The organism is Pseudomonas sp. LS_2, from assembly GCF_042709235.1.
Classification (GTDB): Bacteria; Pseudomonadota; Gammaproteobacteria; order Pseudomonadales; family Pseudomonadaceae; genus Aquipseudomonas.
Genome location: NZ_JAVAYC010000019.1, coordinates 20,326 through 39,494 on the forward strand (window position 1 = coordinate 20,326; position 19,169 = coordinate 39,494).

Consider the following 19,169-nt stretch of genomic DNA (forward strand, 5'->3'; position numbering starts at 1 on the left):
GCAGCGCCCAACCCTTTGAGGCCCGCATGTATATCTATCGTTTGGTCCTGCTTCTGGTCGTGGGGATCTACCTGTTCTCACCGGCCATCATGGACTGGTGGATCGAACCGACCGGAGCCTGGTATCGCCCCTACCTGCTCTGGCTGATCCTGATCGTCGTCACCTTCATCCTGCAGAGCCAACGAGATGCCGATGAGCTTTAGCCTGACCCAGATGATCCTGATCAGCGCCGCCTACCTGGTAGTGCTGTTCGGCGTGGCCTGGATCAGCGAACGCGGGCTGATCCCGCGCTCGATCATTCGCCACCCGCTTACCTACACCCTGTCCCTCGGTGTCTACGCCAGTGCCTGGGCCTTCTATGGCTCTGTGGGCCTGGCCTACCAGTACGGGTATGGCTTCCTGGCCTGTTACCTGGGGGTTTCCGGGGCGTTCCTTCTGGCGCCGGTGCTGCTGTACCCCATCCTGAAGATCACCCGCACCTACCAGCTCTCATCCCTTGCCGACCTGCTGGCGTTTCGTTTTCGCAGCACCTGGGCCGGCGCGCTGACCACCATTTTCATGCTGATCGGCGTACTGCCGCTGCTGGCCCTGCAGATCCAGGCCGTGGCCGACTCCATCAGCATCCTCACCGGCGAGCCGGTCAAGGCGCGGGTGGCATTGGCTTTCTGTGCGCTGATCATCCTGTTCACCATTTTCTTCGGCTCGCGCCACATCGCCACCCGGGAAAAACACGAAGGGCTGGTGTTCGCCATCGCCTTCGAGTCGGTGATCAAGCTGCTGGCCCTCGGCGGCGTGGGCCTGTATGCGCTGTACGGCGTCTTCGGCGGCCCGCACCAGCTGGAGGTGTGGCTGCTGCAGAACCAGACCGCCCTGGCCGCGCTGCACACACCGTTGCAGGAAGGGCCATGGCGCACACTGCTGCTGGTGTTCTTCGCCTCGGCTATCGTCATGCCGCACATGTACCACATGGCCTTTACCGAGAACCTCAACCCTCGCGCTCTGGTCAGCGCCAGCTGGGGCCTGCCGCTGTTCCTGCTGCTGATGAGCCTGGCGGTGCCCCTGATACTCTGGGCCGGCCTGCGCCTGGGGGCGAGCACCAACCCGGAATACTTCACCCTGGGCCTGGGCCTGGCGGCCGACAGCCCGGCACTGGCGCTGCTGGCCTATATCGGCGGCCTGGCCTCGGCCAGCGGCCTGATCATCGTCACCACCCTGGCGCTCTCGGGCATGGCCCTGAACCACCTGGTGCTGCCGCTCTACCAGCCACCGGCCGAAGGCAACATCTACCGCTGGCTGAAATGGACCCGTCGCGCGCTGATCGTCGCCATCATCCTGGCCGGCTTTGCCTTCTACCTGACCCAGATCTACCACCAGAGCCTGGCCAATCTCGGCATCGTCGCCTTCGTCGCGACCCTGCAATTCCTGCCAGGGGTGCTCTCGGTCCTGTACTGGCCGACTGCGAACCGGCGTGGCTTCATCGCCGGCATGCTGGCCGGCATGCTGGTGTGGACGATCACCATGCTGCTGCCGTTGCTGGGCAATGTGCAGGGCTTCTACATTCCCCTGCTGGACATGATCTACGTGCTGGACGATACCAGCTGGCACATGGCGGCAATCGCTTCGCTGGCAGCCAACGTGCTGCTGTTCACCCTGATTTCGTTGTTTACCAACGCCAGCAGCGAGGAGGTCGCGGCCGCCGAGGCCTGCGCCGTGGACAACGTGCGTCGCCCGCAGCGCCGCGAACTGCACGCTGCCTCGCCCCAGGAGTTCGCCACGCAGCTGGCCAAACCCCTGGGCGCGAAGGCCGCGCAGAAGGAAGTGGAACAGGCGCTGCGCGACCTCTACCTGCCCTTCGACGAGCGCCGCCCCTATGCCCTGCGCCGCTTGCGCGACCGCATCGAGGCCAACCTGTCCGGCCTGATGGGCCCCAGCGTGGCCCAGGACATGGTCGAGACCTTCCTGCCCTACAAATCGGGAAACGAAAGCTACGTCACCGAAGACATCCACTTCATCGAAAGCCGCCTGGAAGACTACCACTCGCGCCTCACTGGCCTGGCCGCCGAGCTCGACGCCCTGCGTCGCTATCACCGTCAGACCTTGCAGGAGCTGCCCATGGGCGTCTGCTCGCTGGCCAAGGACCAGGAGATCCTGATGTGGAACAGGGCCATGGAGGAACTGACCGGGATCGCCGCCAAGCATGTGGTCGGCTCGCGCCTGGTGACCATCGCCGAACCCTGGCGCAGCCTGCTGCAAGGGTTCATCAACGTACCCGACGAACACCTGCACAAGCAGCGACTGGCCCTCGACGGCCAGCCACGCTGGCTGAACCTGCACAAGGCGGCCATCGACGAGCCCCTGGCGCCGGGCAACAGCGGCCTGGTACTGCTGGTGGAAGACCTCACCGACACCCAGGCCCTGGAAGACAAGCTGGTGCACTCCGAGCGCCTGGCCAGTATCGGCCGACTGGCGGCAGGCGTGGCCCATGAAATCGGCAACCCGATCACCGGCATCGCGTGCCTGGCGCAGAACCTGCGTGAGGAGCGCGAGGACGACGGCGAGATCACCGAGCTGTCCAGCCAGATTCTCGAGCAGACCAAGCGCGTCTCGCGCATCGTGCAGTCCTTGATGAGCTTCGCCCACGCCGGTGGCAGCCACCAGAACAGCGAAGAGCCGGTGAGCCTGGCCGAGGTGGCGCAAGATGCCATCGGTCTGCTGGCCTTGAACCGGCGAAATTTCGAAGTACAGTTCTTCAACCTTTGCGACCCGGACCACTGGGCCGAGGGTGACCCGCAACGCCTGGCCCAGGTCCTCATCAACCTGCTCTCCAATGCCCGTGACGCCTCGCCGCCCGGCAGCGCCGTGCGGGTACGCAGCGAGGCCAGCGAGCACACCGTCGACCTGGTGGTCGAGGATGAAGGCAGCGGTATTCCCAAGAACATCATGGACCGCCTGTTCGAACCGTTCTTCACCACCAAGGACCCCGGCGAGGGCACCGGACTGGGGCTTGCTCTGGTCTATTCCATCGTGGAAGAGCATTATGGGCAAATCACCATCGACAGCCCGGCCGATATCGAACGGCAACGTGGTACCCGGATCCGCGTGACCCTGCCCCGGCATGTCGTAGCGACGTCCCCTGAAATTCGAGACCGTCGAGAGAATTGAATCAATGCCGCACATTCTGATCGTCGAAGACGAAACCATCATCCGTTCGGCCTTGCGCCGCCTGCTGGAACGAAACCAGTACCAGGTCAGCGAAGCCGGCTCGGTGCAGGAAGCCCAGGAACGCTTCAGCATTGCCACCTTCGACCTGATCGTCAGTGACCTACGCCTGCCTGGCGCGCCCGGCACCGAGCTGATCAAGCTCGGCCAGGGCACCCCGGTGCTGATCATGACCAGCTATGCCAGCCTGCGCTCGGCGGTCGATTCCATGAAGATGGGCGCGGTCGACTACATCGCCAAGCCCTTCGACCACGACGAGATGCTGCAGGCCGTAGCGCGCATCCTGCGCGATCGGCAGAGCGCGCCCGCAGCCCCTTCAGCCGCCGAGCCCCGGGCCAATGGCAAGGCGCCGGCCGACAAGGCTGGCAGCAATGCCGCCAATGGCGAGATCGGCATCATCGGCTCGTGCCCGCCCATGCAGGACCTGTACAGCAAGATCCGCAAGGTCGCGCCCACCGACTCCAATGTTCTGATCCAGGGCGAGTCCGGCACCGGCAAGGAGTTGGTCGCCCGCGCCCTGCACAATCTTTCGCGTCGGGCCAAGGCGCCGATGATCTCGGTGAACTGCGCAGCCATTCCGGAGACGCTGATCGAGTCCGAGCTGTTCGGCCACGAGAAAGGCGCCTTTACCGGCGCCAGCGCTGGCCGTGCCGGCCTGGTCGAAGCGGCGGACGGCGGCACGCTGTTCCTCGACGAGATCGGCGAGCTGCCACTGGAGGCTCAGGCCCGTCTGCTTCGCGTGTTGCAGGAAGGCGAGATCCGCCGGGTCGGCTCGGTGCAATCGCAGAAGGTCGATGTCCGCCTGATCGCCGCCACTCACCGCGACCTGAAGAACCTGTCCAAGGCTGGGCAATTCCGCGAAGACCTTTATTACCGCCTGCACGTCATCGCCCTGAAGCTGCCGGCCCTGCGCGAACGCGGCAGCGATGTGAACGAAATCGCCAATGCCTTCCTCGCTCGCCAGAGCGCGCGCATCGGTCGGGACGACCTGCGCTTCTCCAGCGAAGCCGAACAGGCCATCCGCCACTACAGCTGGCCGGGTAACGTGCGTGAACTGGAAAATGCCGTGGAGCGCGCGGTGATCCTGAGCGAAAGCGCGGAAATTTCCGCCGAGTTGCTGGGCATCGACATCGAGCTTGGTGACCTGGAGGACGACGACGGCTTGGGAGACCTGCCGTTGGCGGCAGGCGTCAGTGCCAACAACGCCAGCCACGAGCCGACCGAAGACTTGTCGCTGGAAGACTACTTCCAGCACTTCGTTCTTGAGCATCAGGACCACATGACCGAAACCGAGCTTGCCCGCAAGCTCGGCGTCAGCCGCAAATGCCTGTGGGAGCGCCGCCAGCGCCTGGGCATCCCACGCCGCAAGAGCAACGCTACCAGCGAGTAAGCCGCTTCACGCCGCTGGCGCAGTCACAGGTTCTGCGAAATGCGCCAGCGCTGCCATCACCGCGCCACCGGGTAACACCCCGGTTACCATGAAAAATCTGTTACCTCCGCTTGCAAGACGTAACAAACACGAGGCGTACGGTAACGAAATTTCTACATTTTCTGCCTGCCTGTCGACGCCAAATCCAAGCAACCCCTTGATTTACTTAGCTTTTAAAAAGTTGGCACGACATCTGCTATATCTTTCGTACAAGAACAATAACAAGCACGGCAACTCAGAATAAGAACAAGACGAAACGGCTCACGCACAATAAAAACAAGATGGCGGAGGCGAGGCTAACTGATTCTTTTGGAGAGGATGCGTGTTTGGGGCTTGCCCCACGACCAGGCAGAGAACAACAAAAACTGCACTTAAAAGCAGCGCCTGAACTGGTTGGATCGCAAGATCAGCATGACATCAGCGACCAAAGCAATCCGTTTGCTCTTTACCCCCAGTTTGGGGGTAGTCCACAAGCTTTGATTTGTGGGCAGGGCACTCAACAAAAACAAGAAGCCCGACAGAAAAACAATAAGAGCACGCAACGACTTCTTGGGGAGCTTAGGCTCCCCATGTCGTTTCTCCCTCCTGCACAACCCCGCCTACACCATTCCGAGAGGAAATGCTAGAATCCCGCGCCATCATGCGGCCATTCTCCTATTCTTGGCCGAACATTCCTTCAAACAGTGCATCCCATGCTGAAGAAGCTGTTCCAGTCTTTCCGTCCACCCGTCCATGCTCAGCATCACCGGCGCACCACGCCCGAAGTGATCAACAAGAGCCAGCACTCGCTGCAACGCAGCCAGTTCAGCCGTCATGCCGTGAGCATCGTCGAGCGTTTGCAGGGCGCTGGCTACCAGGCCTACCTGGTCGGCGGCTGCGTGCGCGACCTGCTGCTGGGCATCACCCCCAAGGACTTCGACGTCGCCACCAGCGCCACGCCCGAGCAGGTGCGTGCGGAATTCCGCAACGCCCGTATCATCGGGCGCCGGTTCAAGCTGGTGCACATCCACTTTGGTCGCGAGATCATCGAGGTCGCCACGTTCCGGGCCCATCATTCCGAAGAGGACCAAGGTGACGCGCACCGGTCGTCGCACAACGCCGCCGGACGAATCCTGCGCGACAATGTGTATGGCACCCTCGAGGACGACGCCCAGCGCCGCGACTTCACCATCAACGCGCTGTACTACGACCCCGTCAGCGAACGTATTCTCGACTACGCCAACGGCGTGCACGACATCCGCAACCGCCTGTTGCGCCTGATCGGCGACCCGACCCATCGCTACCAGGAAGACCCGGTGCGCATGCTGCGGGCCGTGCGTTTCGCCGCCAAGCTGGATTTCGGCATTGAGAAGCACACCGTCCAGCCGATTCGCGAGCTGGCCAAATTGTTGCGGGAAATCCCTCCGGCGCGCCTGTTCGAGGAAAGCCTCAAGCTGTTCCTCTCCGGCCAAGGCGAAATGGCCTTCGAGATGCTGGTGGACCTGCACCTGTTCGAGCCACTGTTCCCGGCCAGCAGCCAGGCCCTGGAAGAGCGCCCAACCTATACCCACACCCTGATCAGCCAGGCGCTGGCCAACACCGACCTGCGCGTCAAGCAAGGCAAGCCGGTCACCCCGGCCTTCCTGTTCGCCGCGCTGCTCTGGCCTGCCCTGCCGTCGCGCGCGCTGTACCTGCAAAGCCAGGGCGTACCGCCGATTCCGGCCATGAACGAAGCGGCCCACGACCTGATAGCCGAGCAGTGCCAACGCATCGCTATCCCCAAGCGCTTCACCCTGCCGATCCGCGAGATCTGGGACATGCAGGAACGCCTGCCACGTCGCAGCGGCAAGCGCGCCGACCAGTTGCTGGACAACCCGCGCTTCCGTGCCGGCTACGACTTCCTGCTGCTGCGTGAAAGCGCCGGCGAGGAAACCGACGACCTCGGCCAATGGTGGACCGACTACCAGGAAGCCCACGACAGCGAGCGCCGCGAGATGATTCGCGAACTCGGCGGCCGCGACGAAGGTGCGGGCCCGGCGCCGCGCAAGCGCAAACGCAGCCCCAGCAAGCGCAAGTCCGGTGGTGACGAGGCCTGGGACTGAGCATGACGGTACGCGCCTACATCGGCCTGGGCAGTAATCTGGATGCCCCGGCCGAACAGCTGCGCAGTGCGCTCGAGGCTCTGGACAACGTCGACCAGACCCGCCTGGCCGCCGCCTCGGCCTTCTACACCAGCGACTCGCTGCTGCCCGGCCAACCACGCTACACCAACGCCGTGGCTGCGCTGGATACCGGCCTTGCGCCGCTGGCGCTGCTCGACGCCCTGCAAGCGATCGAGAACGACCAGGGCCGCGTGCGCCAGGAGCGCTGGGGCCCACGCACGCTGGACCTCGACCTGCTGCTGTTTGGCGACCAGGTGATCGACCTGCCTCGCCTGCGGGTGCCGCACTACCACATGCACGCCCGCCCCTTCGTTCTCTACCCGCTGGCCGAACTGGTGCCGCAAGGCTTCCACCTGGCCGATGGCCGCAGCCTTGCGCAACTGCTCGAAGCGTGCCCGTTCGTCGGCCTGGAGCGCTTGTAAACCGGGCGTTCCAGCCAAGGGTAACGCCAGTAACACCCTGTTCGTAACAATGCGGTAACAGGGTGATTGACTTCCCCACCCTCGCTCACGACTATAGGCCTCCCGCGGCGCCTGTACGCCGCTTCACACCCATTTAGGCCCGGACCGTCTGCGACCCGAACATCACGCTCGATGATGTGGCGCTCCGGAAGATGAATACACGCGTTGTACGCAGCCGTTTTTCACAGCGCCTGAACGAGGACTTTGCTACATGCCTGAAGTTACCCTGACCACCCTGCATGGCCTCAAGGCCAAGGGCGAGAAAATCACCATGCTGACCTGCTACGACGCGACCTTTGCCAAGGTCGCCAGCGAGGCCGGCGTGGAAGTGCTGCTGGTGGGGGACTCCCTGGGAATGGTCCTGCAGGGCCACGACAGCACCCTGCCCGTCACCACCGCCGACATGGCCTACCACACCGCCTGTGTGAAACGCGGCAACCAGGGCGCACTGATCCTGGCCGACCTGCCGTTCATGGCTCATGCGACCCTCGAGCAGGCGTTCGACAACTGCGCCACGTTGATGCGTGCCGGCGCCCACATGATCAAGGTCGAAGGCGCCGCGTGGCTTGCCGAGACCATCCGCCTGCTGGCCGACCGCGGCGTGCCGGTGTGCGCCCACATGGGTCTGACGCCGCAGACCGTGAACGTGCTGGGCGGTTACAAAGTACAAGGCCGCCAGGAAGCCCAGGCGCGACAGATGCGTGCCGATGCCATAGCCCTCGAACAGGCTGGCGCGGCCATGTTGCTGCTCGAATGCGTGCCCAGCGAGCTGGCGGCGGAAATCACCCAGGCTGTCGGTATTCCGGTGATCGGCATCGGTGCAGGTAGCGCCACCGATGGCCAGGTACTGGTGCTGCACGACATGCTCGGTCTGTCGTTGAGCGGCCGCATGCCGAAGTTCGTGAAGAACTTCATGGAAGGCCAGCCGGATATCCCCGCAGCCCTGGGCGCCTACGTCAAGGCGGTCAAGGACGTCAGCTTCCCGGCCAGCGAACACGGGTTCAGCGCATGAATACCGTCAAGACCGTTCTTGAACTGCGCGCCGCCGTGGCCCGCGCACGCGGCGAAGGCAAGCGCATCGGCTTCGTGCCGACCATGGGCAACCTGCACAGCGGCCATGCCGCGCTGGTGGTCAAGGCCGCCCAGCGCGCCGACTTCGTGGTCGCCAGCATCTTCGTCAACCCGCTGCAATTCGGCGCAGGCGAAGACCTCGACAAGTACCCCCGTACCCTCGCCGCCGACCAGGAAAAGCTCCTGGAGGCTGGTTGCCACCTGTTGTTCGCCCCGACTGTCGAGGAAATGTACCCCGATGGCATGGTCGTGCAGACCCGCGTCGCCGTGCCGCAGCTCTCCGAAGGCCTGTGCGGTGCCAGCCGACCCGGGCATTTCGAGGGTGTGGCAACGGTGGTCAGCAAGCTGTTCAACATGGTCCAGCCCGACCTCGCCGTGTTCGGCGAAAAGGACTACCAGCAGCTTGCGGTGATCCGCGCCATGGTGCGTGACCTGAACATGCCGATCCAGATCATCGGCGAGCCCACGGTACGCGCCGAGGACGGCCTGGCGCTGTCCTCGCGCAACGGTTACCTGAGCGCCGAGCAACGGGCCACGGCTCCTGCGCTGTACCGCGTGCTCAGCCAGCTGGCCGAGGCACTGCGCCGCGGCCGACGCGACTACGCCGCGCTGCTGGCCGAGGGCCAGGCGCAACTGCTGGGCGCCGGCTTGCGCCCGGACTACCTGGAGGTGCGCCATGCGCTGAACCTGCGCCCGGCGCAGGTGGACGACCGCGACCTGGTGATACTCGGTGCGGCGTACCTGGGCAGCACGCGGTTGATCGACAACCTCTACCTGCACCTGGACGAACCGACGGCCTGACAGGCCGAGGACTACCTGTAGGAGCGGGCTTGCCCGCGGACACCGGCTGAGCCGGTGCCATTCACCGCGGCGCCTGATTCGCGGGCAAGCCCACTCCTACACGAACGGCCCCTGGCCTCAAGGCTGCACGCGCCCAGAGGCACAGCGCAGCCTTTCATAAATATTTCCGCCCGCCTCCCCAGCACCCATTCCCGCCGCACAGCCAATGCCTATAATGCAGAATTCTGCAACTGGCAGTGCTTGCCAGTGTCACAGCCTGACCATGCCCCAAGGAACCACTCGCAATGGCGTATTACCGTACTCCCCACGATGTGACGGCGCTGCCCGCCTGGCAGGCGCTCCTGCAACACCGCGACGCCATGCAGGGCTTCAGCATGCGCGAAGCCTTCGCCGCCGATGCCAAGCGTTTCGAACAGTTCTCCCTGAGCAGCTGTGGCCTGTTCCTCGACTATTCGAAGAACCTGATCAACGAGCAAACCCGTGACCTGCTGGTGGGGTTGGCCAAAGAAGTCGGCCTGGCCGAAGCTATCCAGTCGATGTTCAGCGGCGAGATCATCAACGGCTCCGAAGGCCGCCCGGTGCTGCACACCGCGCTGCGTCGCCCGGTCGGCGACAAGCTGAACGTAAACGGCGTCAACGTGATGCCTGAAGTACACAAGGTCCTCAACCAGATCACCGAGCTGGTCGGGCGCATCCATGACGGCCTGTGGCGTGGCTACAGCGAGAAGCCGATCACCGACGTGGTGAACATCGGCATCGGCGGCTCGTTCCTCGGCCCCGAGCTGGTCTCCGAGGCGCTGATGCCCTACGCCCAGCGCGGCGTGCGCTGCCACTACCTGGCGAACATCGACGGCAGCGAGTTCCACGAGCTGTCGGCCAAGCTGCGCGCCGAGACCACGCTGTTCATCGTCTCGTCGAAGTCGTTCAACACCCTGGAAACCCTGAAGAACGCCATGGCGGCCCGCACCTGGTACCTCGCCCAGGGCGGCTCGGAAGCCGAGCTGTACCGCCACTTCATCGCGGTGTCGAGCAACAAGGCCGCAGCCGTGGCGTTCGGTATCCGCGAAGAGAACATCTTCCCCATGTGGGACTGGGTAGGCGGGCGCTACTCGCTGTGGTCCGCCATCGGCCTGCCGATCGCCCTGGCCATCGGCACCGCCAACTTCAAGGAGCTGCTGTCCGGCGCCTACACCATGGACCAGCACTTCCAGACCGCGCCGTTCGAAAAGAACATGCCGGTGCTGCTGGCCCTGCTCGGCGTATGGTACGGCAACTTCTGGGGGGCCCAGGCCCACGCGATCCTGCCGTACGATCACTACCTGCGTAACATCACCAAGCATTTGCAGCAGCTGGACATGGAGTCCAACGGCAAGAGCGTGCTCACCGACGGCACCCCGGTGAAGACCGATACCGGCCCGGTGATCTGGGGCGGCGTGGGCTGCAACGGCCAGCATGCCTACCACCAGTTGCTCCACCAGGGCACCCAGCTGATCCCGGCGGACTTCATCGTGCCGGTGGTCAGCTTCAACCCGGTGGCTGACCACCACCAGTGGCTGTACGCCAACTGCCTGTCGCAGAGCCAGGCGCTGATGCTCGGCAAGACCCGCGAGGAAGCCGAGACCGAGTTGCGCGCTAAAGGCGCGAGCGAGTCGGACATCGAGAAGCTGGCACCGCACAAGGTCATCCCCGGCAACCGTCCGAGCAACACCCTGGTCGTCGAGCGCATCAGCCCACGTCGCCTTGGCGCACTGGTGGCGATGTACGAGCACAAGGTGTTCGTGCAGAGCGTGGTGTGGGGCATCAACGCCTTCGACCAGTGGGGCGTGGAGCTGGGCAAGGAGCTGGGCAAAGGTGTGTACCAGCGACTCGTAGGCAGCCTGGAAGACAGCGCCGAAGATGGCTCGACCCAGGGCCTGATCAACTACTTCCGCGGCCGTCACCGCGGCTGACCTGAGGTCCATTCGCGGGTAAACCCGCCGCCACAGGCTCTCCACTGCGCGTCAGCGCGGCGCAGAACCTGTGGCAGCGGGTTTACCGCGTTACCTTTCCTATCTGAACAGCATCAGCCGCTACACTGTCCTATCGAATAGCCGTTGCACGTTTCCCGCCTGCGTGCCAGGCCCGCGTGCAGTCCAATGCCCCTACAAGAGCAGGACAACCCGCCATGTTCGATATCCGCGACTACCCCCAGGCCCTGGCTGTCAGCCAAGGCGCTATGCTCTCCGACGACGAATACCGCCGCCTGTACCGCCAGTCGGTGGACGACCCCGATGCCTTCTGGGCCGAGCAGGCCAAGCGCCTGGACTGGGTCAAGCCCTGGTCCAGCGTGCAGCAATGTGAGCTGAAGACCGGCAAGGCGCGCTGGTTCGACGGCGGCCAGTTGAATGTCAGCTACAACTGCATCGACCGCCACCTGGCCAAGCGTGGCGAGCAAACCGCGCTGCTCTGGGAAGGCGACGAGCCGAGCGACTCCAAGGCCATCAGCTACCGCGAACTGCATCGCCAGGTCTGCCGACTGGCCAATGCCTTGAAGGCACGCGGCGTGAAGAAAGGCGACCGGGTGTGCATCTACATGCCGATGATTCCCGAAGCCGCCTACGCCATGCTGGCCTGCACGCGCATCGGCGCCATCCACTCGGTGGTGTTCGGCGGCTTCTCGCCCGACGCCCTGCGCGATCGCATCCTGGATGCCGACTGCCGCACCGTGATCACCGCCGATGAAGGTGTACGCGGTGGCAAGCGTATCCCGCTCAAGCAGAACGTCGACAAGGCCATGGCCAGTTGCCCGAACGTCTCCAGCGTGTTTGTGGTAAAGCGCACCGGTGCCGAGGTGGCTTGGAGCGAGGGTCGCGACCTGTGGTACCACGAGGCCACCGACCAGGCGGACGACGACTGCCCACCAGAGCCGATGGACGCCGAAGACCCGCTGTTCATCCTCTATACCTCCGGTAGCACCGGCAAGCCCAAGGGTGTGTTGCACACCACCGCCGGCTACCTGCTGCAAGCCATGCTGACCTTCAAGGTGGTATTCGACTACCGTGACGGCGAGGTGTTCTGGTGCACCGCCGACGTCGGCTGGGTCACCGGGCACAGCTATATCGTCTATGGCCCGCTGGCCAATGGCGCGATTTCGGTGATGTTCGAGGGCGTGCCCAACTACCCGGACAGCTCGCGCTTCTGGCAGGTCGTGGACAAGCACCGGGTGAATATCTTCTACACCGCGCCCACCGCCCTGCGGGCGTTGATGCGCGAAGGCTCCGGCCCCCTGCAGGGCACCTCGCGCCAAAGCCTGCGGCTGCTTGGCAGCGTCGGCGAACCGATCAACCCCGAGGCCTGGGAATGGTACTTCGAGGAGGTGGGGCAAAAGCGCTGCCCAATCGTCGATACCTGGTGGCAGACCGAAACCGGCGGCATCATGCTCACCCCATTACCCGGTACCCCACGCCTGAAACCCGGCTGCGCAACCCAACCGATGTTCGGCGTGCAACCGGTGCTGCTGGATGAAAAGGGCAAGCTGATCGAAGGCCCTGGCGCCGGGCTGCTGGCGATAAAGGCGAGCTGGCCCGGACAGATCCGCAGCGTGTATGGCGACCACCAACGCATGGTCGACACCTACTTCAAGCCCATGCCCGGCTACTACTTCACCGGTGACGGCGCGCGCCGCGATGCCGATGGCGACTACTGCATCACCGGGCGCATCGATGACGTGATCAACGTCTCCGGCCACCGCATCGGCACCGCCGAGGTGGAAAGCGCGCTGGTGCTGCACGACAGCGTCGCCGAGGCCGCCGTGGTCGGCTACCCGCACGACCTCAAGGGCCAGGGGGTATATGCATTCGTCACCACCATGAACGGAGTAACGCCGGACGATGCGCTCAAGACCGAACTGCTGGCCTTGGTGAGCAAGGAGATCGGCAGCTTCGCCAAGCCAGAGCTGATCCAGTGGGCACCCGCACTGCCCAAGACCCGCTCGGGCAAGATCATGCGGCGCATCCTGCGCAAGATCGCCTGCAACGAGCTGGACAACCTGGGTGATACCTCGACCCTCGCCGACCCCAGTGTGGTGCAGGGGCTGATCGACAAGCGCCTCAACCAGTGACCTTGCAGGGCGGCCTTTACCGGCCGTCCTGTTTTTTTGGTCCCGCATTGACATATCGGTAAATCTCGATATTATCCGCTCCATGGAATTACTAGACGTATTCAAGGCACTCTCGAACCGCACCCGTCTCGAGATCCTCAAAGGCCTTAAAGACCCGGCGAAACACTTTCCTCCCCAGGACGAAGGTGATGTGAATGTCGTAGGCGTGTGCGTCAGCAGCATCCAGGAAGGCGTAGGGCTGTCGCAGTCGACCGTCTCCGACTACCTGGCAACCTTGCAACGCGCAGGCTTGATCGAGGTTCGTCGGATCGGCCAGTGGACGTACTACAAGCGCAACGAAGCGGCCATCGAGGCGCTTGCGCAGCTGATTGGCAGGGAACTGTAGGTTTTCTGTCTACATGGTTAAATCGGTTTTTCCCGATATCCCTTTTTACCGAAGCACCCCATGGAGGCCTGCCTCCAGAAAAGTACCGACGTTTGGCTACGCCGCAATAGATCGATATTTCCCGATATTCCTTTTTAGCGAAATGAGGTGACACCATGAAAGCGATGATTCTCGAAACCTTTGGCGCCCCGGACGTGTTCCAGTACCGCGATGTACCCAAGCCAACCCCGCAAGCCGGGCAAGTGCTGGTACGTGTGCACGCCACTTCCATCAACCCCCTCGACTACCAGGTACGTCGCGGCGACTACGTTGACTACGTGCCCCTCCCCGCCATCACCGGGCATGACGTTTCCGGCGTGGTCGAAGCCGTGGGTGAGGGCGTGACTGCCTTCGTACCTGGCGACGAAGTCTGGTACACCCCGCAAATCTTCGACGGCCCTGGCAGCTATGCCGAATACCACGTCGCCGCCGAAGCCATCGTGGCCAAGAAGCCGAAAGCCCTCAGCCACCTGGAGGCGGCAACCCTGACCCTGGTAGGCGGCACCGCCTGGGAAGCGCTGGTCGGACGTGCGGCACTGCGTGTCGGCGAGAGCATCCTGATCCACGGCGGCGCCGGCGGCGTCGGTCACGTAGCGATTCAGGTGGCCAAGGCCATGGGCGCCAAGGTGTACACCACCGTGCGCGAAGAGAATGCCGAGTTCGTTCGTCAGTTGGGCGCCGACGTCACCCTCGACTACGAGAAGGAAGACTACGTCGAGGCCATCCTGCGTGAAACCAACGGCCAGGGTGTGGACGTGATCTTCGACACCATCGGCGGCGACGCCCTGACCCGCAGCCCGGACGCGCTGGCACAACTGGGTCGCGTGGTGTCGATCGTCGACATCGCCCAGCCACAGAACCTGATCCAGGCCTGGGGCAAGAACGCCAGCTACCACTTCGTCTTCACCCGCCAGAACCGCGGCAAGCTCGATGAGCTGAGCGCACTGGTCGAGCGTGGGCAACTGCGTCCGCACGTCGGCGCGGTCTACTCGCTGGCCGACCTGGCAGCCGCCCACACCCGGTTGCAGACGCCGAACAATGGCCTGCGCGGCAAGATCGCCATCGCTGTCGTGCCTGAATCCGAAACCACCCAGGGCTGATAGCCAGCTTCACTTTTGCACTCGAGGATTGCCATGATCTACGAAATTGCCGTGTTGCCCGTTCACAAAGAACGTATCGACACGTTCAAGCAAGCCTTCGCCGAGGTCGCGCCCTTGCTCAGCCGAGCCAAGGGGCACATCGGCCATGTACTGGCGCAAGGGGTGGAAACCCCTGAACAGTTCAACCTGATCGTGCAGTGGCAATCGCTCGAGGACCACGCTCCACGCTTCGAGGCCAGTGACGACCACCAGGCCTTCATGGCCCACCTGGAAACGTATTTTTCCCAGGAGCCGACGGTTTATCATGTCCAAGGGGCAGCTTTCGCCGCCACCCAGGCGGGGCCCCTGAGCCTCAACTTCTAGACGGTCGCCATGGCGGCCCACATAGGCCGCCATGGAAACCTTACGCCGTCGCATCGAAGACCAGGTCATGAGCCTTACCGGGCTGTCGCTCGGGACACTCGACCTGGAATCGCCCAAGGGCGACCCTGGCCTGTTCGGCCCCGGCAGCGTGAGCTGGCAGGTGCACGGCGATTTCACCAGCATGCTGATCGGTGGCATCAGCGCGTTGATGCTGCAAGTGCTGCACCCCCTCGCCCTAGCCGGGGTGTGGGACCATTCCAACTTCCGTCATGACCTGCTCGGCCGTCTGCGCCGCACCAGCCAGTTCATCTCCGGCACCACCTTCGGCTCGACAGACAACGCCGAACGGCTGATCGAAAAAGTCCGCACCATCCACCTCAAAGTCGTCGGCATTGCGCCGGATGGCCGCCCTTATGCCGCCAGCGACCCAGACCTGCTGACCTGGGTGCATGTCGCCGAAGTCAGCAGTTTCCTCGCCGCCCACCTGCGCTACCGCAACCCGTACATGAGCCGCGCCGAGCAGGACTGCTACTACGACGAAATCGCCCTGATCGCCGAACGCCTCGGCGCGCGCGACGTCCCTCGCTCCTGCCGCCAGGTGCAGGACTACCTGCGGCACATGCGCTCACAACTGCAATGTGACGCACGTAGCCTGGAGGTGGTGAGTATCCTCCTCGACGCGCCTGCCCCCAGCCGCCTGGCCGAGCCGATCGGCAAACTGATGCTGAACGCTGGCATCGACCTGCTGCCGACCTGGGCCGCCGACATGCTCGACCTGCACATGGGCACCCTGCAGCGAGGCGCAGTACGCCTGGGGGTGGAAGGTACCGCCCCGGTGCTGCGCTGGGCCATGCGCAACGGCTCGTCACAGCGCGCGAAGCGGCGAATGAGCGTGGATTGAGGTGAAAGCGCACGGTTCTTCGGAACCGATTTAACGTGCCATACTCCAAACACCCCTGCTTCAGACAGACGACGCCATACATGCCCAAAGGATTGACGCGCGCCCTAGGCGCCTTGCTGGCCATCGTGGCCCTGTACAGCCTGATCGGTTTCTTCATTCTTCCCGGCATCGCCCTGCGTATCGCCAACCAGCAGTTGGCGCAGTACGCGACCATGCCCGCCCAGGTGCAACGCATCGAACTCAACCCCTTCAGCCTGGAGCTGACCGTCTGGGGCTTGCAGATCGGCGAGCCGGGCAAGGAGCAGGTCGGCTTCGAACGGCTGTACGCCAACCTGTCGCTCGACAGCCTGTGGAGCGGCGCCCTGCACCTGGATGCCGTGGAGCTCGACAAACCCCGGACCGAATTGCTGTTCGCCAAGGACGGCAGCCTCAACCTCACCCAGTTGTTCAAGCTACCGCCCAGCGAGCCCAAGCCTGAAGAGCCACCCAGCGACCCGTTCCCGCTGCGCATCGCCAGCATCAAGCTCAGCGATGGCTACCTGCACTTCCAGGACCTGCGCCCCAGCGAGCCGATCAAGTTCCTCTACGACTCGATGAACCTGGAACTGAAGAACCTCAGCACGCTGCCGGACGACAACGCCGACATGACCCTGGTGGCCAACGGCCCGGAAGGTGGGCGCATCGACTGGAGCGGCACCTTGAGTCTCGCGCCGATCGCCTCGCAGGGCACGCTGAAGGTCACCGACGGCAAGATGAAACTGTGGTGGCCCTACGTACGCGACGCCGTGCCACTGGTGCTGGAAGACGGCGTGGTGAGCCTCGATACCCACTACACGCTGAACCTGTCCCAGCAAACCGAGCTGCGCCTGGACAACACCTCGGTGCGTGTCGCGCCCTTCGCCATCAAGGCCCCGGATGGCCGCCCGCTGGCGCGCCTGGCCAGCCTCGAGGTCAGCGAAACCTCCATCGACCTGGCCAAGCAGCTGGTCACCGTGGGCAAGGTGCGCAGCGAAAAACTGGAAACCTGGGCAGCCCTGGAAAGCGATGGCCAGCTGGACTGGCAGAAGCTGTTCGCCACCCAGCCGGCCAAGGCCACGCCGAAAGAGAAAAGCGAACCCGCCACCGCCGCGCCCGACAACGAGCAGCAAGCCGCAAAAGAGCCCAGCAAACCGTGGCAGGTACTGCTGAAGGATGTGCAGGCCCGCAACTACATGATCCACCTCGCCGACCGCAGCCAGAAAGAGCCGGTGGCACTGGACGTCGGCCCGCTGAACCTCGATCTGCAAGGCTTCGACAGCCTCAACCAGTCGCCTTTCACCCTCAAGCTGGATACCGGCGTGGGGCGCCAGGGCAAACTGCAGGCCGCAGGCCAGGTCAACCTGGCACCGGTTACCGCCAAGCTGGATGTCAGTACCCGCGATATCGACCTGCGCGTGGCCCAAGCCTACATCAGCCCGTTCATTCGCCTGGAGCTGCGCAGCGGCATGCTCTCCAGCGACCTCAACGTCGACCTCAAGAGCACCGAGCCGCTGGCCTTCAACATTGGCGGCAAGGCCCAGGTCAACCAGCTGCACACCCTCGACACCATCAAGGACCGCGACTTCGTCAGGTGGCAGCAAGTGAACGTGGATGGCTTGTCCTACGTGCACGGCGATGCCCTGTCGATCGACAAGGTCACCCTGCAGCAACCCTATGCACGCTTCATCATCAACGAAGACCGCACGACCAACATCGATGACCTGTTGATCCCGCAGCCTGCCGACGCCCCCGCCAGCAGCCAGGCCAAGGCCAGCAAACCAGGCGCAGCGCAAAAACCCCTGGGTATCCGCATTGGCCAGATCGACATCAACGACGGCTCGGCCAACTTCGCCGACCTGACCCTGACCCCGAACTTCGCCACCGCCGTCCAGCAGCTCAATGGCCAGATCGGCACCATCGACAATCGCAAGCCGCTGCCGGCCAAGGTCGACGTCAAGGGCAAGGTGGACCGCTATGCGCCCGTCACCATCAAAGGCGCGCTCAACCCCTTCGACCCGATGGCCAGCCTGGATATCGCCACCAGCTTCAAACGCGTCGAGCTGACTGCCCTTACCCCCTACTCCGGCAAGTTCGCCGGTTTCCGTATTCGCAAGGGGCGCCTGAACCTCGATTTGCACTATGTGATCACCAAGGGCCAGCTCAAGGCCGAGAACAAATTGGTCGTCGAGCAATTGCAGCTAGGTGAGAAGGTCGACAGCCCCGATGCAGTCGACCTGCCGATTCGCCTGGCGGTGGCCCTGCTCAAGGACACCGAGGGCAAGATCTCCATAGAGCTGCCGGTGTCCGGCGACCTCAACAACCCGCAGTTCAGCGTGATGCCGATCGTCTGGCAGACCCTGCGCAACCTGGTGTTGCGTGCCGCCCAGGCGCCGTTCAAGTTCATTGGCGGGCTGATTGCAGGTGGTGGCTCGCAAGACCTCGGCACGGTGGCCTTCGCCCCCGGCTCCAGCGAGCTCACGACCGACGCCCAGGATACCTTGGACAAATTGGCTGCAGCACTCAAGCAACGCCCGGAACTGCGCCTGGAAATCGAAGGCACCAGCGCCCAGGGCAGCGACGGCCCGCTGATCGCCGAACAACGACTGGAGCGCGAGTACCAGGCCACCTGGTACAAGATCCTGCAACGCCGTGGCGACAAGGTGCCGGCCAATGCCTCGCTGCTGGTGGTGGATGATAGCGACAAGCCAGCCATGCTCGAGGGCATCTACCGCAATCGCCTCAAGCAGCAGCCCCCGGCCGAGTGGCAAGAGCTCGGCAAGGACGAGCGTACCGCCAAACTGCGCGAGGCGGTGATCAAGTCCTGGGCCGAAAGCGCCGCGCTGCTGCGCACCTTGGGCCAGCAACGGGCTGGCAGCATCAAGGACTACCTGGTGGACAAGGGCCAGCTCGAGGACGACCGGGTGTATTTCATCGACACCACCCTAGGCCAGGCTGAAAGCGATGGCCGGGTAGTCACGCCCATGCACCTGGATGCGGAATAGCATGACCGGGGCTCTGCCCCGGTTCGCGGGCAAGCCCGTTCCCACAATTGCCGCGCTGTTTTGAAGAGCAGCGCGGTGGCTGTGTAGGCCAGCGCCGTGCACCGCGATGCTCTCTTCGCAGCGACTCGGCACTTCGAAAC

14 protein-coding genes are annotated in these 19,169 nt (G+C 63.8%); all 14 read left to right on the forward strand.

All coding sequences use genetic code 11. The features are described 5' to 3' along the window. Positions 1-26: 26 nt before the first annotated feature. The 14 genes from RAC97_RS17255 to RAC97_RS17320 all read left to right on the forward strand — a co-directional run bounded on the left by RAC97_RS17255 (position 27) and on the right by RAC97_RS17320 (position 19,029). A complete protein-coding gene (locus RAC97_RS17255; RefSeq protein WP_003250005.1) occupies positions 27-203 on the forward strand; it encodes a hypothetical protein in 177 nt (58 codons plus the stop codon). Further along, complete coding sequence (locus tag RAC97_RS17260; protein WP_375098716.1) at positions 187-3,162, forward strand: ATP-binding protein; 2,976 nt, start codon at positions 187-189, stop codon at positions 3,160-3,162. The genes RAC97_RS17255 and RAC97_RS17260 overlap by 17 nt, the downstream gene beginning before the upstream one ends. A gap of 4 nt (positions 3,163-3,166) precedes the next feature. Continuing rightward, entirely contained in the window at positions 3,167-4,609 is a 1,443-nt protein-coding gene (locus tag RAC97_RS17265) for a sigma-54-dependent transcriptional regulator (RefSeq protein WP_375098715.1), read from the forward strand. A gap of 731 nt (positions 4,610-5,340) precedes the next feature. Beyond that, positions 5,341-6,729, forward strand: a complete 1,389-nt coding sequence (locus tag RAC97_RS17270) for a polynucleotide adenylyltransferase PcnB (protein ID WP_375098714.1) — start codon at positions 5,341-5,343, stop codon at positions 6,727-6,729. A 2-nt stretch (positions 6,730-6,731) separates the two neighbouring features. Beyond that, a complete protein-coding gene (gene folK, locus RAC97_RS17275; protein ID WP_375098713.1) occupies positions 6,732-7,211 on the forward strand; it encodes a 2-amino-4-hydroxy-6-hydroxymethyldihydropteridine diphosphokinase in 480 nt (159 codons plus the stop codon). Positions 7,212-7,461: 250 nt separating this feature from the next. Beyond that, entirely contained in the window at positions 7,462-8,262 is an 801-nt protein-coding gene (panB, locus tag RAC97_RS17280; protein ID WP_375098712.1) for a 3-methyl-2-oxobutanoate hydroxymethyltransferase, read from the forward strand. Beyond that, the gene (panC, locus tag RAC97_RS17285) at positions 8,259-9,122 is read left to right on the forward strand and encodes a pantoate--beta-alanine ligase (RefSeq protein ID WP_375098711.1); all 864 of its coding nucleotides are present in this window, start codon (positions 8,259-8,261) and stop codon (positions 9,120-9,122) included. The genes panB and panC overlap by 4 nt, the downstream gene beginning before the upstream one ends. Positions 9,123-9,406: 284 nt before the next feature. Next, on the forward strand, positions 9,407-11,071 hold the full coding sequence (gene pgi / locus RAC97_RS17290) for a glucose-6-phosphate isomerase (RefSeq protein ID WP_375098710.1): 1,665 nt from the start codon (positions 9,407-9,409) through the stop codon (positions 11,069-11,071). Between the two features lie 215 nt (positions 11,072-11,286). Beyond that, a complete protein-coding gene (gene acs / locus RAC97_RS17295; protein ID WP_375098709.1) occupies positions 11,287-13,221 on the forward strand; it encodes an acetate--CoA ligase in 1,935 nt (644 codons plus the stop codon). Between the two features lie 82 nt (positions 13,222-13,303). Continuing rightward, positions 13,304-13,606 (forward strand): ArsR/SmtB family transcription factor, encoded by a 303-nt coding sequence (locus tag RAC97_RS17300; protein ID WP_375098708.1) that lies wholly within the window; start codon positions 13,304-13,306, stop codon positions 13,604-13,606. A gap of 155 nt (positions 13,607-13,761) precedes the next feature. Next, positions 13,762-14,745: a zinc-dependent alcohol dehydrogenase family protein gene (locus tag RAC97_RS17305; protein ID WP_375098707.1), complete on the forward strand. Its 984-nt coding sequence runs from the start codon at positions 13,762-13,764 to the stop codon at positions 14,743-14,745. 33 nt (positions 14,746-14,778) lie between these two features. Beyond that, on the forward strand, positions 14,779-15,108 hold the full coding sequence (locus RAC97_RS17310; RefSeq protein ID WP_375098706.1) for an antibiotic biosynthesis monooxygenase family protein: 330 nt from the start codon (positions 14,779-14,781) through the stop codon (positions 15,106-15,108). 31 nt (positions 15,109-15,139) lie between these two features. Continuing rightward, entirely contained in the window at positions 15,140-16,009 is an 870-nt protein-coding gene (locus tag RAC97_RS17315) for an oxygenase MpaB family protein (protein ID WP_375098705.1), read from the forward strand. A gap of 80 nt (positions 16,010-16,089) precedes the next feature. Next, entirely contained in the window at positions 16,090-19,029 is a 2,940-nt protein-coding gene (locus RAC97_RS17320; RefSeq protein ID WP_375098704.1) for a DUF748 domain-containing protein, read from the forward strand. The last annotated feature ends 140 nt before the right edge of the window (positions 19,030-19,169 follow it).